The 16,012-nt window shown below is 70.6% G+C and carries 11 protein-coding genes and 3 pseudogenes; 12 read left to right on the top strand and 2 right to left on the bottom strand.

What is annotated here, in order from left to right:
• Nucleotides 1–110: 110 nt before the first annotated feature.
• The 4 genes and pseudogenes from AB5L52_RS08930 to AB5L52_RS08915 all read left to right on the top strand — a co-directional run bounded on the left by AB5L52_RS08930 (nt 111) and on the right by AB5L52_RS08915 (nt 5,450).
• Complete coding sequence (locus AB5L52_RS08930; RefSeq protein WP_369363226.1) at nt 111–1,700, top strand: glycoside hydrolase family 6 protein; 1,590 nt, start codon at nt 111–113, stop codon at nt 1,698–1,700.
• Nucleotides 1,701–1,799: 99 nt separating this feature from the next.
• Nucleotides 1,800–3,542: pseudogene (locus AB5L52_RS08925) on the top strand (IS1182 family transposase).
• A gap of 141 nt (nt 3,543–3,683) precedes the next feature.
• The gene (locus tag AB5L52_RS08920; protein ID WP_369363225.1) at nt 3,684–4,625 is read left to right on the top strand and encodes a trans-aconitate 2-methyltransferase; all 942 of its coding nucleotides are present in this window, start codon (nt 3,684–3,686) and stop codon (nt 4,623–4,625) included.
• A 123-nt stretch (nt 4,626–4,748) separates the two neighbouring features.
• Nucleotides 4,749–5,450: an SDR family oxidoreductase gene (locus AB5L52_RS08915; RefSeq protein ID WP_369363224.1), complete on the top strand. Its 702-nt coding sequence runs from the start codon at nt 4,749–4,751 to the stop codon at nt 5,448–5,450.
• 13 nt (nt 5,451–5,463) lie between these two features.
• On the opposite strand, the gene AB5L52_RS08910 is transcribed toward AB5L52_RS08915, so the two are convergent.
• Nucleotides 5,464–6,171: a glycoside hydrolase family 75 protein gene (locus tag AB5L52_RS08910; RefSeq protein ID WP_351575296.1), complete on the bottom strand. Its 708-nt coding sequence runs from the start codon at nt 6,169–6,171 to the stop codon at nt 5,464–5,466.
• Between the two features lie 210 nt (nt 6,172–6,381).
• Between AB5L52_RS08910 and AB5L52_RS08905 the strand changes: the two genes are divergently transcribed.
• Nucleotides 6,382–6,993, top strand: a complete 612-nt coding sequence (locus tag AB5L52_RS08905) for a hypothetical protein (RefSeq protein ID WP_369363223.1) — start codon at nt 6,382–6,384, stop codon at nt 6,991–6,993.
• Nucleotides 6,994–7,123: 130 nt separating this feature from the next.
• Here AB5L52_RS08905 and AB5L52_RS08900 read toward each other — a convergent pair whose 3' ends face one another.
• The gene (locus AB5L52_RS08900) at nt 7,124–7,960 is read right to left on the bottom strand and encodes an aldo/keto reductase (RefSeq protein ID WP_369363222.1); all 837 of its coding nucleotides are present in this window, start codon (nt 7,958–7,960) and stop codon (nt 7,124–7,126) included.
• 328 nt (nt 7,961–8,288) lie between these two features.
• On the opposite strand from AB5L52_RS08900, the gene pqqA reads away from it, so the two are divergent.
• The 7 genes and pseudogenes from pqqA (at nt 8,289) to AB5L52_RS08865 (ending at nt 16,005) form a co-directional block, all read left to right on the top strand.
• The gene (gene pqqA, locus AB5L52_RS08895; RefSeq protein ID WP_351026435.1) at nt 8,289–8,456 is read left to right on the top strand and encodes a pyrroloquinoline quinone precursor peptide PqqA; all 168 of its coding nucleotides are present in this window, start codon (nt 8,289–8,291) and stop codon (nt 8,454–8,456) included.
• Nucleotides 8,453–9,170, top strand: a pseudogene (gene pqqC, locus AB5L52_RS08890) (pyrroloquinoline-quinone synthase PqqC). Before pqqA ends, pqqC begins: the two are co-directional and overlap by 4 nt.
• Entirely contained in the window at nt 9,167–9,448 is a 282-nt protein-coding gene (gene pqqD, locus AB5L52_RS08885; protein ID WP_351575310.1) for a pyrroloquinoline quinone biosynthesis peptide chaperone PqqD, read from the top strand. The pseudogene pqqC and the gene pqqD overlap by 4 nt, the downstream one beginning before the upstream one ends.
• Before the next feature lie 52 nt (nt 9,449–9,500).
• Nucleotides 9,501–10,580: pseudogene (gene pqqE / locus AB5L52_RS08880) on the top strand (pyrroloquinoline quinone biosynthesis protein PqqE); the annotation flags it as partial.
• A complete protein-coding gene (locus AB5L52_RS08875; RefSeq protein WP_369363221.1) occupies nt 10,577–11,866 on the top strand; it encodes a glycoside hydrolase family 105 protein in 1,290 nt (429 codons plus the stop codon). The pseudogene pqqE and the gene AB5L52_RS08875, both read left to right, overlap by 4 nt.
• Nucleotides 11,863–12,702: a heparin lyase I family protein gene (locus tag AB5L52_RS08870; protein ID WP_369363220.1), complete on the top strand. Its 840-nt coding sequence runs from the start codon at nt 11,863–11,865 to the stop codon at nt 12,700–12,702. Before AB5L52_RS08875 ends, AB5L52_RS08870 begins: the two co-directional genes overlap by 4 nt.
• A 12-nt stretch (nt 12,703–12,714) precedes the next feature.
• Nucleotides 12,715–16,005, top strand: a complete 3,291-nt coding sequence (locus tag AB5L52_RS08865) for a glycosyl hydrolase family 28 protein (protein WP_369363219.1) — start codon at nt 12,715–12,717, stop codon at nt 16,003–16,005.
• Nucleotides 16,006–16,012: the final 7 nt, after the last annotated feature.

The following is a 16,012-nucleotide window of genomic DNA, read 5'->3' as shown; positions in this document are numbered from 1 at the left end:
TCCAGGACGGCGCCCCTGAGCCGCCCGCCGTACTCGCTCCGCGACGCGTCGGCTGTTCGAGCAGCTCCGCGTACGCCGCGCCCGCCCTGCACGTCTCTGGCAACCGGCTCGTGGACGCCGCGGGCACGACCCGCCGACTGCACGGCGTCGACCGCTCCGGCGGCGAGTTCATGTGTGTCCAGGGGCACGGCATCTGGGACGGCCCGGTCGACGACACCGCGATCAAGGCGATCGCCCGCTGGAAGGCGAACGGCGTACGCATCCCGCTCAACGAGGAGTGCCGGCTGGGCGTTTCCGGCATCAAGCCCGAGTACGGCGGCACGCACGACATCGACGCCGTCAAGGATCTGGTCGCCCGGGTCGAGGCGCACGGCATGACCCCGATCCTCGACCTGCACTGGTCCTACGGCCAGTACACCGGCAACTCGGCCGGCTGCTCCGACGCCCACGCCACCTGCCAGAAGCCGATGCCGGACCGGCAGTACAGTCCGTCGTTCTGGGCGTCGGTGGCGAGCACCTTCAAGGACGACCCGGCGCCGGTGTTCGACCTGTTCAATGGGCCGTATCCGGACCGGGCGAGCCCGAGCACGGCCGACGCCTGGAACTGCTGGCGGGAGGGCGGGACCTGCCCCGGGATCCCGTACGAGGTCGCCGGTATGCAGGACCTCGTCGACAGCATCCGTGGCGCGGGCGCGAGGAACGTCATCATGGCCGGCGGTCTGGCGTACGCGAACGACCTCGGTCAGTGGACCGCGTACAGACCCGCCGACCCGGCCGGCAATCTCGTCGCCGCTTACCACGGCTACAACTACAACACCTGCGCCACCGAGAGCTGCTGGAACTCCACCCTCGCCCCGGTCGCCGACCAAGTGCCGCTGGTCGCAGGGGAGATCGGTGAGAACACCTGCGCGCACGGGTTCGTCGACCAGGCCATGAAGTGGTTCGGCGACCGGGGCCTGTCCTATCTGGGCTGGACCTGGAACAAACACCTGGCACTGCTCCTCCGGGCCGTCCCTGATCTCCGCCTACGACGGCACACCCACCGCCTACGGCACCGGGCTGCGCGATCACCTGCGCGCCCTGAACTCATGACCCCCCGATCCGGAGAAGGAACCCGCACTCATGACTCGTACCAGAACCTCGCTGCTCGCCGGGGCGTCCGGGACGGCACCTCCGTCCGCCAGTCGAAGTGGGTCGACTGGAACCGGTACGTCGACGAGCAGTCCTTCGCTCAGGCTTTCCGCAACGAGCGGGTCCCGGTCGGCTTCAACTCCGGTATCGGCATGCTGATCGACACCTCCCGCAACGGCTGGGGCGGTACCGCCCGCCCCGCCGGACCGGGCCCGAAGACCAGCGTGGACACCTATGTCGACGGCGGCCGCTACGACCGCCGCATCCACGTCGGCAACGGGTGCAACCAGGCCGGCGCCGGCCTCGGCGAACGCCCGCAGACCAATCCGGCCCCCGGCATCGACGCCTATGTGTGCATGAAGCCGCCGGGGGAGTCCGACGGCTCCAGCACCGCCATCCCCAACAACGAGGGCAAGGGCTTCGACCGGATGTGCGACCCGACGTACACGGGCAACGCCCGCAACAACTTCCCCATGTCCGGTGCCCTGCCGAACGCGCCGCTGTCCGGGCACTGGTTCTCCGCCCAGTTCCAGCAGTTGATGCAGAACGCCTACCCGCCGCTGTCGTGACACCGGCGTGGTGACGTCCGCCGGGGCCCCGGAGGGTATCGGACGCTGACTCTGTCGGGGATCTTGAGGATCCCCGGCGGGGCAGCGTGATCAACGGGCATGCTCGGCTCTGTTCAAGGACCGATGCAGTTGTCGAGGTGCTCGTTGTCGCTCCATGCCCGTTCTGGTGAGCAAGTCCCGTCTCTGACCGCGCAGATGGCGCGGGCGAGCAATCCGGGCGGTACAACGGCGATGTGGGTGAGAGACCACCTGGGCGGGCTGTGGGGTGACGAGGGCTTCGCCGACTGGTACCCGCGTGACGGCCGCCCCAGCCTCTCGCCCGCCCAGCTGGCCACCGTCTGCGTGCTCCAGTTCCTCCTCGGTCTGTCGGACCGGCAGGCGGCCGAAGCGGTTCGCTGCCGCATCGATTTCAAGTACGCGCTGGCCATGGACCTGGACGATCCCGGCTTCCACCACAGCGTGCTGGCCGACTTCCGCGACCGTCTCACCGAGGACGGCCGAGCCGACCGTCTCCTCGACCTCGCGCTCGCGCGCCTGAAGGAGGCCGGTCTCGTCCGCGAGCGCACCACCCAGCGCACGGACTCCACCCACGTCCTGGCCGCGGTCCGCGACCTGACCCGGCTGGAACTGGTCACCGAGGCCGTCCGCGCCGCGCTGGAAGAACTGGCCGGCACAGCTTCGCACCTGCTGGCCGGCCTGGTCGACGAGGAGTGGGGGCGCCGCTACGGCCGCCCGGTCCGTCTGGGCAAGAACCCCACCCGCCCCAAGACCAGAATCCTCGCCACCGGAGGCGACGCCGTCCGGCTGATCGAGCACCTCGGGCAGCACGGGCCGGAACGCCTGTCCGGTCCCCGCGTCCAAGCCCTGCGGCAGATCATGGTGCAGAACTACTACCGCGACGGGGCCGGCCGCCTGCGCTGGCGCACCGCCGAGGACGGCGGGCTGCCGCCCTCTGCCGTCGCAGTCGTCTCGCCCTACGACCCGACGGCCCGCTACGCGCGCCGCGGACACATCACCCGCTGGAAGGGGTTCGTCGCACACCTCACCGAAACCTGTGATCCCGACGGCGTCAACGTGATCACAGATGTGGCCACCACCGACGCCACCGGGTACGACGCGAAGGCTCTGCCCGGCATCCACACCCGGCTCAAGCATCGCGGGCTGCTGCCCGCCGAGCATCTGGTCGACGGCGGCTACACCTCCCTGGTCCATCTGGAACAGGCAGCCCGCGAACACCAGGTCAGGGTCACCGGACCACTGCCGGTCAACACCACCCGCCAGAACCGCAGGAACAACGGCTTCGGCCGCGACGACTTCCACATCGACTTCGACCGCCGCCAGGTCACCTGCCCGCAGGGCGAGACCAGCGCGGGATGGCACGGCCCCTACCCGACCTCCTCACCCACCGCGGCACCTCTGATCGTGGCACGGTTCACCAAGAGCCAGTGCCGTCCCTGCCCGGTCCGCACCCGCTGCACGACCACCACCGACAACGCCCGGAGCGTGGGCTTTCCCCCGCGAGAACTCCGTGACCTGCAACTCCGCGTCCGCGCCGAGCAGCAGACACCCGAATGGCAGGCCCGCTAAGCGGTCCGCTCCGGAGTGGAAGGCACCATCAACGAACTCGCCCACGGACACGGCATGCGCCGCTGCCGCTACCGGGGACAGCACAAAGCCCACTTACAGCACGTGTTCACAGCCATCGCCGCAAACATCGAGCGCCTCAGCCGACGGCCGCCGACCGGAGAAACACCCCCGTCACGGCCGCCGACCGCCTTCCAGAACTACCTGGACCAGCACGGGATCCCCCGGCCGAGGTCTTGGCGGTCCGCCAGAGACTGAGCAGACCGCCAAGAACCCCGACAGAGTCAGCGTCGGGTATCGGCCGAGGCCCCGGCGATTTTTTGCGGCACCGGCAACGAAAGTGGCGTCCGCCCGAGCCGCGTCGCACGCTGGCCGCACCCGAGCGAGAGGCTGAACACCATGACGCACGACCATCACGGGCACGAGGGGCATGCGGCACACCACGGTCACGGCGGCCAAGGCCAAGGCCAAGGCCAAGGCCATGGTCATGGCCACGGCGACGACGTCGACTGGGCGGCCATGGTGGCGCTGCTGGAGGCGGAGGCCGAGGTGCACAGCCCGGCGTACGCGCGCGCCCTGGCCTGGCTGGGCAAGGAGGTGACCGAGCCCGCTCTGATCGTGGACGCGGGCAGCGGACCGGGGGTGATCGCGTGTCTGATGGCGGAGACGTTCCCCGGCGCCCGGGTGGTCGCCGCCGACGGCTCCGCACCGCTGCTGGAGCATGCCCGAGCGCGGGCCGCCCGGCAGGGCGTCGCCGACCGCTTCGACACCCTTGTCGGTGAACTGCCCGAATCCCTGCGGGAGTTGGAGTACCCGGCGGACCTGCTGTGGGCCAGCCGCAGCCTGCACCACCTCGGCGACCAGAAGGCCGCGCTCAGCGCGTTCGCGGCCCGGCTCGCCCCCGGCGGCACGCTGGCCATCCTGGAGGGCGGCCTGCCCAACCGCTATCTGCCGCGCGACATCGGCTTCGGCCGTCCCGGACTGCAGGCCCGCCTCGACGCGGCCCAGGAGGAGCGTTTCGCGCGGATGCGCGCCGAACTCCCCGGCGCGGTCGCCGAGACCGAGGACTGGCCCGCCCTGCTGGCCGCGGCCGGTCTGAAGCACACGGGCACCCGCAGCTTCCTCCTCGATGTGCCCGCGCCCGTCCCGGACCGGGTCCGCGCCTTCGTCGTCGCCGCGCTGACCCGTGCCCGGGAGGTCCACGCCGACGTCCTGGACGCGGAGGACCGGGCCGCCCTCGACCGTCTCGTCGACCCCGCCGACCCCGGCAGCCTCCATCGGCGCCCCGATGCCTTCGTCCTGACGGCACACACGGTGCACCGGGCCGTACGGCCGGTCTGACCGAGGGCGGCCGCATGCCGGGGCGGAGGGCATGCACAACGCCGCACCCGCGGCCGCACTTGACTTCGAGAGCTCTCCAAGTGGTGGACTCCCGCTCTCACCGTCATCCAGGGGGGATCTCACGTGAACGACTCTCCGGTCGCACTCATCACCGGCGGCGCCACCGGCATCGGCGCCGCCGTCGCCCGGCAGTTGCTGGCCGCCGGGCACCGGGTCACCGTCACCGGCCGTACGGAGACCCGGCTGCGGGACTTCGCCGACGGGCTCGGCAATCCCGGCGAACTGCTGACCGTCCCCGGCGACGCCTCGGCGTTCGACGACGTACAGATCGCTGTCGACCGTACGCTCAAGACACATGGCCGACTGGACACGGTCGTCGCCAACGCCGGCTTCGCCACCCATGACACCGTCGCGGAGGGCGACCCGGCCGGCTGGACCGAGATGGTGCTCACCAATGTCCTCGGTCCGGCCCTGCTCGTCCGGGCCTCCGTCGAGGCCCTGAGGGAGACCCGCGGCCGGATCGTCCTGATCGGCAGCGTCGCCGGGTTCGTGAACACCCCGGGCAACCTCTACGGCGCGACCAAATGGGCGGTCACCGGGCTCGCCGAGAACACCCGGCGCCAGGTCACGGAGTTCGGGATCGGGGTGACGCTGGTCGCCCCCGGCCGGGTGGAGACCCCGTTCTGGGACGGCCCCGGCGGCCTGCCCCCGGGGCGGCTGCTGACCGCGGACCAGATCGCCGAATCGGTGGTCTGGGCGATCCGGCAGCCGGCCGGGGTCGACGTCAACACCGTGGTCGTACGCCCGCTGGGACAGCCCAACTGACGTAGGAAACAGGTCAGTTGCCGGCCAGGAACTGCTTGGCCAGCTGGTCCCCGAGGGAGACGGCCGCGCTGTGGCTCTCGATGGGGGAGACCTTGGAGTTCTTGAACAGGATGTAGGTCACGCCGGAGTCGGCCCCGCCGGTCTTCGGGTCGGGGTCGATGCCGAGCGCCTTGGCGGTGGCGTACGACGCCTCACCGATGATCTTCGTGGGGCCGGTGTCGCCGACGACGGCGTACTCCACCTTGTTGTTGTAGATGACCGCGACCACGCCGCCGCCCTTGATGCCGGCGCCGGCGTAGTTCCAGATGCTGCTGGCGCTGGGCACCACGACATACGGCAGCGACTCCGCCTTCAGCGGCTTGCCGTCGGACTGGTGGAAGGCGGTGTCGTTCTGGTACCAGGGGTCGCGGCTGCTGTTGCAGTTGGCGGTGGTCTGGCCGTCGCAGTCGATGTCCATGTCGGCTTTCCAGAACACCGCGCCGTTCTTGCCGCACACGGGGACCGTGGCCGATGTCTCCTCGTCGGTCTTGTACTTGCCGTTCGATATCTGCGAACAGGTCGTCACCTTGGCGAGCAGGTCGGCCGCGCTGACCGAGCCCTCCTGGGCGGAGGCCGGGGCGGTCCGCGCCGCCGCGCCGGCGGAGGCGTGCGCGGGCAGCACTCCGGCGGCGAGCAGCGCGGCACCGGAGGCGGCGGCAAGGGTCAGGGTTCGAAGGCGCACGGTGGGGGCCCTTCTATTAGGAAAGTTTCCTTACCAGTGCCGTACACCGTGGGCCCGTGCGCATGTCCCTGTCAATACTCCGATTGCGAACTCCCGAATCCTGTGCGTATTGCGGTGATTTGTGGCGATGGCAAGACTGAAGAAAGCCACTTTTCTGGATGTATCAGCCGCCGTTGGCCGGAACGGTCACGGCTCCGGGAGGTGAGGCGCATGTTCGTACGAACGGTGTACGCGACCGGCGATCCGGCGCAGCTGGGCACGGCGATCCGGGCCCTGAACACGCAGGGGCACGCCCTGCTGGAGGAGCGGCCCGGCTACCGGGGCGCCGGGGTCTTCGTCGACCGCGAGCTCGGCAAACTGCTCACGGTCAGCTGGTGGGAGTCCGCGGAGGCGCGCCACAACAGCGACGAGGTGATGAGCGTACGGCGGCCGGAACTGCTGCAGCCCTTCGCCGGGACCGTCGCGGTCGAGAACTACGAGGCCGTCGTCTTCCACGCGGGACAGCGCACCCTCGCGGGCGGCGGGCTGCGCGTGACCCGGCTGGAGCTCGCGCCGCAGGACGCGGACCTGGCGGCCGACACCTTCCACGCCGGTGTGCTGCCGCGGCTGGAGGTCCTGCCCGGATTCGCCGGAGCGGCCCTCTTCCTGGACCGCGAACGGGGGCGTGGCATGGTCGGTGTCCTCTTCGCCGACCGTGGCTCACTCGCGGCGTCCCGGGCCGGCCAGGCCTCGGTCCGGCGTGAGAGCGCGGCCAAGGCGCATGTCACGGTGGTCGCCCTGGAGGAGTTCGAGATCGTCCACGCGGACGTACCGGGTGACTGAGCGGCTGGGCGGCTGGGCGGCTGAGGGTGCCGGGCCGCGAGGCGGTTCCGGAACGCGGTTCCCGGAAACGGCACACGGCCGTCCGCCCCGCTGTGCGTTCGGGGCGGACGGCCGTGTGGCCCGGCGGGTGTCAGCCCATGTCGAAGGTGGCCGGGTCGGGGCCGAGGCGCCGGTCCTCGTTGAGCGCGCTGATCGCCGCGAGGTCCTCGTCGTCCAGGCTGAAGTCGAAGACCGCGATGTTCTCCTTGATCCGCGACGGCGTCACGGACTTCGGGATCACGATGTTGCCGAGTTGGATGTGCCAGCGCAGCACGACCTGGGCCGGCGTACAGCCGTGCTTCTGCGCGATGGCGACGATCGCCGGCACCTCCAGCAGGCCCTTGCCCTGGCCGAGCGGCGACCAGGCCTCGGTCGCGATGCCCTGTTCGGCGTGGATCTCGCGGGCGGCGCGCTGCTGCAGATGCGGGTGCAGCTCGATCTGGTTGACCGCCGGGACGATCGAGGTCTCGGTGATCAGCCGCTCGACGTGCTCCGGAAGGAAGTTGGACACGCCGATCGCACGGACCCGGCCGTCGGCGAGCAGCTTCTCGAACGCCTTGTAGGTGTCGATGTAGCGGCCGCGCGCCGGCAGCGGCCAGTGGATCAGGTACAGGTCGACGTAGCCGAGACCCAGCTTCTCCAACGACACGTCGAAGGCGCGCAGCGTGGAGTCGTAGCCCTGGTCGCTGTTCCAGAGCTTGGTGGTGACGAAGACGTCCTCGCGGGGCAGGCCGGAGGCGGCGATGGCCTTGCCGGTGCCCTCTTCGTTGCCGTAGATCGCCGCCGTGTCGATGCTGCGGTATCCGGCTTCCAGCGCCGTGGCGACGGCCCGCTCGGCCTCGTCGTCCGGCACCTGCCAGACGCCGTAGCCCAGCTGGGGCATCTCGACGCCGTTGTTGAGGATGATCGGGGGGACCTTGCTGCTCACGAGCCTCTTGATCCTTCGGTTGTCGACAGGTGTTACTCCATCGTGAACGATCACGCGGCGCGCCGCATTCCTGACCGCGCGATCCTTTTCAACTGACCGGTCAGTCAGTTCCGTGAGCGGAGATTGGCCGGAAACGCATCCGACGTTTTCGGTCCGGACCATTGACCCGGAGCCCGCCGTCCCGCAACTCTGTATCGCGCCACCGGACGTGTCGATGAACCCGGTGCATACATGTGAACGGCCCTTGACCAGGCCGCTGCATCCCTCCCTCCCTGCCCGCTGGCTTCCTGCCGAGACTCCTCACCCTCGGGAAAGCGAGTACGCACCCATGAACGAAAGCCCTGTGCTGTCCGCTGTGACGCACCGATCCGACCCCCAGACATCGGATGAAAACGTCTGGCGAAGCCCTGGTTACCACATCGTGGAGACCGCGCTGGAGGTGACCGCGTACGCGCTCGCCGACCGCCGGCCGCCCGAGCCGCCCCCGGCCGCATGACCGCCGCACCACCGGAACTCGACGGCCGCGCCGCCTGGCCGGCCGCCGAGTTCACCGGGCGGCTGCGCGCGGTCACCGCGACGCGCTACCACGACCGGCACCCCTTCAACCAGCGGATGCACCGCGGCGAACTGACCCCCGCCGAACTGCGCCGCTGGATCGCCGCCCGCTTCCACTACCAGCGGCACATCCCCGTCAAGGACGCGCTGATCGCCGCGGGCCTCGACCGGCCCGAGGAGCGCCGCGCCTGGCTGCGCCGCATCCACGACCAGGACGGTACCGACGACGCGGGGGGGAGGTATCGAGCGCTGGCTGCGGCTCGGCGAGGCGGCGGGCCTCGCCCGCGAGGAACTTCTGGACGCCTCCCGGGTGCCGCCCGGGGTGCGGTTCGCGGTGGAGGCGTACGTCACCTTCTGCCGGCGGCGTCCGGTGCTGGAGGCCGTCGCGGCCTCCCTGACCGAGCTGTCCGCCCCGGATCTGATGCGCACCCGCATCGCCGCCTTCGAACGCCACTACCCGTGGATCGACCCGGCGGGCCTCGCCTACTTCCGCACCCGCGTCACCCAGGGCGCCCGCGACGCCGAGCAGGCCCTCGCCCTGGTCCTCGCCCGCGCCCGCACCCTGGAGGAGCAGCAACGGGCCGTTGCGGCACTGGAGTTCAAGTGCGAGGTGCTGTGGGCCCTGCTGGACGCGGTGGACCGGAGCGGGCCATGACACCGGCGCCGACCCTGCGGGGCAGGCCCTGGCGTCCGGTGCTCGCCCGGGGCGTGGTGCTGCGGCACGACCCGGTCCGGGGCGCCGACCTGTTGCTGCTGCCGGAGCGGGTGGTGGTGCTCGACGGCAGCGCCGGGTGTGTGCTGCGGCTGTGCGACGGCGTCCGGGACGTCCCCGCCGTCGTCGCCGAGCTGGCCGCACACCACCCCGGCGCGCCGGTCGCCGCCGAAGTCCCGGAATTTCTCCACCGGTTACGGAAGGAGGGCTGGCTGAGATGACCGCACCTCCCGCACCTCCCGCACCTTCAGCGCCTCCCGACCCTCCCGCTGCCCCGACCCTCCCTGGGCGCTGCTCGCCGAAGTCACCCACGCCTGCCCGCTGCGCTGCGGGTACTGCTCCAATCCGCTCGAACTGGTCGGCCGGTCAGCGGAGTTGACCACCGCGCAGTGGTCGGAGGTCTTCCGGCAGGCGGGCGCCCTCGGTGTCGTACACACCCATCTGTCCGGCGGCGAACCGCTGCTGCGGCGCGATCTGCCCGACCTGGTGGCCGCCGCCGGCACCGCGGGCCTGTACACCCAGCTCGTCACCAGTGGGATCGGGCTCGGCGAGCGGCGGCTGGCCGGGCTGGCCGCGGCCGGGCTGCGCAGTGTGCAGCTGTCGGTGCAGCACGCGGACCCGGCGGCCGCCGAACGCATCGCGGGGGCCCGGTCGTTCGCCGCGAAGGAACGCGCCGCCCGGCTGATCCGCGCGGCGGGACTGCCCCTCGGGCTGAACGCCGTCCTGCACCGGGGCAACCTGGACGACCTCGACGGCCTGGTCCGGCTCGCCCTCGACTGGGGCGCCGACCGGATCGAGCTGGCCAACACCCAGTACCACGGCTGGGCCGCCCGCAACCGGGCCGCCCTGCTGCCCACGCCCGCCCAGGTCGAGCGGGCCCGCGCCCGGGTGGCCCGTTGGCGGGAACGGCTCGGTGACGCGCTGGAGCTGGTGTGGGTGGCTCCCGATCTCGTGGACGCCACCGCGAAACCCTGCATGGGCGGCTGGGGCGCCGTCTCGCTCACCGTGGCCCCGGACGGCACGGTGCTGCCCTGCCCGGCCGCCGCCACTCTGCCCGGCCTGGACCCGCCGAACGTGAAAGAGCGTCAACTCTCTTGGATCTGGCGGGAGTCGAAGGCGTTCACCGCATTCCGGGGTGAGGCCTGGATGCCCGAGCCGTGCCGCGGCTGCGCCCTGCGCACGGTCGACCACGGCGGCTGCCGCTGCCAGGCGTACGCCCTGACCGGCGACGCCACCCGCACCGACCCCGCCTGCCGGTACGCCCCGGAGCGCCACCTCGTCGATGCCCTGGTGTACGACGCGGGCCGTGCTCCGCGCCCATCCGCGTACGTCTACCGAGAGGGAGGGTCATGAGACGCCGAGGCCTGCGTGCGGCGCTGACCGCCGCCGTGGTCACCACCGTCACCCTGGCCGCGCTGCCCGCCGCGGTACGGCCGGCGAGCGCCGCCCCCACACCGGCCGTCGTGTCCCCGGCGAGCGCCGCCCCCGCGCCAGTCGCCGTGTCCCGGGGGAGCGCCGCCCCCGTACCCGCTTCCGTCCCGCCGGGCGTCCCGGCCCGCACGGCCGCCGCCCGCGACTGGTCCACGGCCGTCGTCGACTCCACCATGGCCCGCTACACACCGGCCTCCATCGGCGGCTGGTCGTACCCGGTGGGCCTGTACCTCTACGGCCAGTACCTCGTCTACCGGCGCACCCACGACCCGCGTCTGCTGTCGTACATCACGTCCTACGTCGACCGGTTCGTGAGCGCGGACGGCGGCATCAACCAGCCCTTCAACAGCCTCGACAGCATGCAGGCGGGCCGGCTGCTGGTGATCCTGCACCACGAGACCGGCCAGGACCGCTACCGCAAGGCCGCGCAGAAGATCCGCGACCGGCTCGGCAGCTATCCGCGCACCTCCGACGGCGGCTTCTGGCACGCCGACACCAGCAGCCGGGCCCACCAGCTCTGGGCGGACGGCACGTACATGGTGAACCCGTTCCTGGTCGAGTACGGCGCGGAGTTCCACGACAGCGCGTACACGGGCGAGGAGGCCGCCCGGCAGCTGTCCGTCTACGGCCGTCATCTCCAGGTCGCGAACGGTCTGCTGCGGCACGCCTACGACGAGTCGAAGTCGGCGAGCTGGGCCGATCCGGGCACCGGGCTCGCCCCCGAGCACTGGTGCCGGGCCGTCGGCTGGTACGCCATGGCCCTCACCGACGTCCTGGACGCGATCCCCGCGAACCAGCCGCGACGGCCGCAACTGCTCGGCATCTTCCGCACGTTGGCCTCGGCACTGGAGAAGTACCAGGACCCGGCGTCCGGGCGCTGGTTCCAGGTGATGGACAAGGGCGCCCGGCCCGACAACTGGACCGAGACCTCCTGCTCCAGCATGTTCGCCTACGCCCTCGACCGCGGCGCCCAACAGGGTTATCTGGACCCGCGCTTCAGGGCCGTGGCCCGACACGGCTACCAGGGCGTGCTGGCCCGGCTGTCGGTCGGTTCCGACGGCCGTACGAACCTGGCCGACATCTCCGTCGGCACCAACGTGGGCGACTACGCGTACTACGTCGGCCGCACCCGGGCCGTGAACGACTTCCACGGGCTCGGCGCCTTCCTGATCATGAACGAACAGCTGCGAGGAGATTCTGTGTCATGAGCACGTCTAGAAGGGCGGTGCTGGGTGCCGCGCTCGGCGGTGCCGTGGCAGCCACGGCCGGCTTGCCGGCCGCCGGGGCCCAGGCCGCGTCCCCGGTGCTGAACCTGCCGGCCGCCGCGGCATCCGCCGCCTCCACCGCCGCGTGGCGGTTGAAGTGGTCGCCGTCCGCGCGGACCGACGGGCTCGGTGCCTTCGAGACCGTCGAGGACGACCGCGCCCACTCCCACCCGGCGGGCCACCCGCACATCTTCGCCACCGGCGACGACTGGCGCTTCACCATCCACACCGTCGACCGAGACACCTCCACCGACCGCCAGCGCCAAGAGGTCACCGGGCTGCGCACCGGAGCGAACAGCTATCTGAAGTGGACCGAGGGCCAGACCTGGCGGATCACGTACTCGATGTACATCCCGAGCACGCTCAAGGCGACGACCACCTTCACCCACATCATGCAGATGAAGCAGCCCGGCGCCGGCAGCTCGCCGATCGTCGTGCAGTCACTGCGCCGGGACGGGGGAGGCAAGCAGACCATCGAACTCCGGCTCGCCACCGACGACATCCTCGTCGGCAGCGCCGACCTCGACCCGCTGCACGACCGGTGGACGGACGTCGACTTCCAGATCAAGGTCGGCAACGGCTCGGCCGGTTCCGTCCGCTGGATCCTCAAGAGCGGTTCCACCACCGTCGTCGACCGGTCGAGGTCCGGTGTCGACACCTTCCTCGCCGACCGGGTGCGCCCCAAGTGGGGCATCTACCGCTCCCTCGGCGACACCTCCGGTTCCCTGCAGGACACCTACCTGCTGCTCACCAACCTCCGCGGCTACCAACTCGCCTAGAGGAGCGGTCCCGTGAAACCCCGCATCGCCGGCCCGAGACGGGCGGCGGCGACCGTCCTGTGCGCCCTCGCTGTCGTCCTCGGCCTCTGCCACCCCGCCGCCCTCGCGGCCCCGCATCCCACCACGCCCCGCCCGGCCGCCGTGTACGACGTACGCGCCTTCGGCGCCAAGGGCGACGGCTCCGCCAACGACTCCCCGGCCATCGACAAGGCCATCACCGCGGCCAACGCGGCCGGCGGCGGCACCGTCTGCTTCCCGGCCGGCACCTACCAGTCCCGGAACACCATCCACATGAAGAGCCATGTGACGCTCCAGGTCGACCAGGGCGCCACGATCCAGGGCTCCTCCGCGAACACCTACGACCCGCCCGAGTCCAACCCGAACGACAAGTACCAGGACTACGGGCACAGCCACTTCCACAACGCGATGATCTACGGCGACAAACTGACCGACATCGGCTTCACCGGCGACGGGGTCATCGACGGCGCGGGCAGTCTGATCACCGGCAACCCCAGGTCCGGCCAGGCCGACAAGATCCTGTCGCTGACCCGCTGCGACGGACTCCGGCTCGGCGACGGCCTCACCCTGCGCCGCGGCGGCCACTTCGCCGCCCTGGTCAACGGCTGCACGCACGTCGTCTCCGACCGCCTGACCATCGACACCGCGAGCGACCGCGACGGCTGGAACGTCATCTCCACCACCGACGTCACGATCACGAACGCGCACATCGCCGCCAACGACGACGCCCTGGTCTTCAAGAGTGACTACGCCCTCGGCACCAAACTCCCGAACGGCCATGTGCGGGTGAGTGATGCGGTGCTGTCGGCGCGCTGCTGCAACGCCCTGATGTTCGGCTCCGAGACCTGCGGCGACTTCTCGGACTACCAGTTCGAGAAGATCCGCATCGAGGGCGCCGACAAGTCCGGCCTCGGCATGGTCTCCATGGACGGCGCGAAGATCTCCGACGTCCATTACCGCGACATCACCATGACGAACGTGCACTCGCCGATCATGGAGAAGATCGGCACGCGCGGACGGTGCGGCAACAGTCCCGGTGTCGGGTCGATCAGTGATGTCACGTACGACAACGTCACCGCCACCGGCAGCAGCCCCTCCTTCAGTCCGACCCTGTGGGGCGAGAACGGCCACCGCATCAGCGGGGTCACCTTCACCCATGTCGACATCACCGTCCCGGGCGGCAACGGCACCATGTCCACCGGTGTGCCGGGCAACGACCCGAAGGACTACAACCCGAAGAGCATCGGGACCCGCCCGGCGTACGGCTGGTACCTGCACAATGCCGACGGTATTCAGTTCACCGACAGCGGGGTCCGGTATGCCGCCGACGACGGCCGGCCCGCCGTCATCGCCGACACGGCGAGCGATGTCCGGCTGACCCGGTTCACCGCGCAGAAGGGCACCAGGTCACCCCACGACATCGGCTTCCGGAACGTCACGGGCTACTGCCTGGCCGACAGCCACACCACCACCGGCGGCACGCTGCGGGTGTCGGCGAGCGGATCCAGCGAGCACTGCGGCACACCGGCCCGCCCACTAGACCTGGAGAATCCCCGCCAGGCCTTCCTGCGCGCCTCGGTCGGCGGCCTCTTCCTGCACTGGGGGCTGCGCACCGCCCCCGCCCACACCAGTTGCGGCGCCTGGGAGAAGGACGTCACGAGCGGCGGCTGGACACCGGACTACTGGGTGAACGAAGCCAGAAAACTGCATACGCAATACCTCGTCCTTGCCACCTTCCACAGCCGGCTCGGCTACGCCCGCCCCTGGCCCTCGAAGATCCCCGGTTCCTGCTCCACCCAGCGGGACTTCCTCGGTGAACTCATCAACGCCGCCAAGGCCAAGGGCATGAAGGTCATCCTCTACATGACCGACGACCCCCAGTGGCACGACGAGGGCGGCCACGAGTGGCTCGACTCGGCCGCCTACTCCGCCTACAAGGGCAACAACGTCGACCTGACCACCCGCGACGGCTTCGGCCGGTTCTCGTACGACAACTTCTTCGAGGTCATGGACCGCTACCCGGACCTCGGCGGCTTCTGGATCGACAACGACAACGACTACTGGCTGAGCCACAACCTCTACCAGCAGATCTACCAGAAGCGCCCCCACTACACGCTCAGCAACAACAACGAAGACACGCCAATCATGGACATGATCAGCAATGAGCAGAAGACGGGGATGACGCCCGCCTACGACTACCCGCAGGCGCTCTACACCGCCCAACCCCGGCTCACCGAGGCCGACTTCAAGCTCCCGTCGACCGGCGCCTGGTGGTACGACGGCTCCGACCCCACCGTCGACCGGAGGCTCACCCTCGGCCGTCTCATCACCAACGCGGGCTCCTCGGTGAAGGCCCTGATGGCCGAGACCGCCCAGGTCAACGGCAAATTCCCGGCGAACCAGGCCGCGTTCAACACCTTCGCCGACAGCTACCTCACCCCCATCTGGGAGTCCCTGCACGGCACCGAGGGCGGCGGCTACATGTACGGCGGCCTCACACCCGGGTTCTGGAACGACGGCGCCCACGGCGTCACCACCGTCGCCAAGGACGATCCCGACCGGCAGTACATCCACGTCCTGACCCCGCCGAACAGCGGCACCCTGCGCATCCGCGACAACGGCTACCGCATCGCCGCCGTCACCAACCTCCGCACCGGAGCGCCGGTTTCCTGGTCGCAGTCCGGCGGCGTGCTCACGCTCACCGGCCTCGGGAACTGGGACCCGTACGACACCGTCCTCAAGGTGCTCACCGCCGGCCGCCAGGGCATCGCGACCGGCGTCACGGTGACCGCGAGCGCCTCCGCGAGCGGCCACCCGGGCTCCGCCGCCACAGACGGCGACTACCTGACCTACTGGGACAACGACAAGACCCTGCCCGTCACCCTCACCTTCGACCTCGGCACGGCCAAGCAGGTGCAGTACCTCGGGCTCAACCAGCGCGAGGACTCGGTCGCCTACGCCCGCTCGGCCACCGAACAGTCCGCCCGGATCAAGGCCTACAAGGTCTACCTCAGCGACGACAGCAGGAACTGGGGCAGCCCGGTCAGGACCGGCCAACTCCCCAGCGCCCGCGGCGTCCAGGGCGTCGACCTGCCCGCCGCCACCGCCCGCTACGTCCGTCTGGAGGTCGACAGCACCTGGGCGGCCGCCACCGACACCACCCACTATCAGCGGCTGCGGATCGACGAGGCCTGGATCGGCACGTCGTACGCCACACCGGCGGCCGGCGTGACGCTGCGGCCGGGCGAGACCCGGCTGATCCGTGTGAACCCGGTCAACAGCTAGCCGAGGG

This window comes from Streptomyces sp. CG4, from assembly GCF_041080655.1.
In the GTDB taxonomy this organism is placed as follows: Bacteria; Actinomycetota; Actinomycetes; order Streptomycetales; family Streptomycetaceae; genus Streptomyces.
The sequence above is the reverse complement of the archived record's forward strand: the minus strand, read 5'-3'. Positions and strand labels throughout refer to the sequence as shown.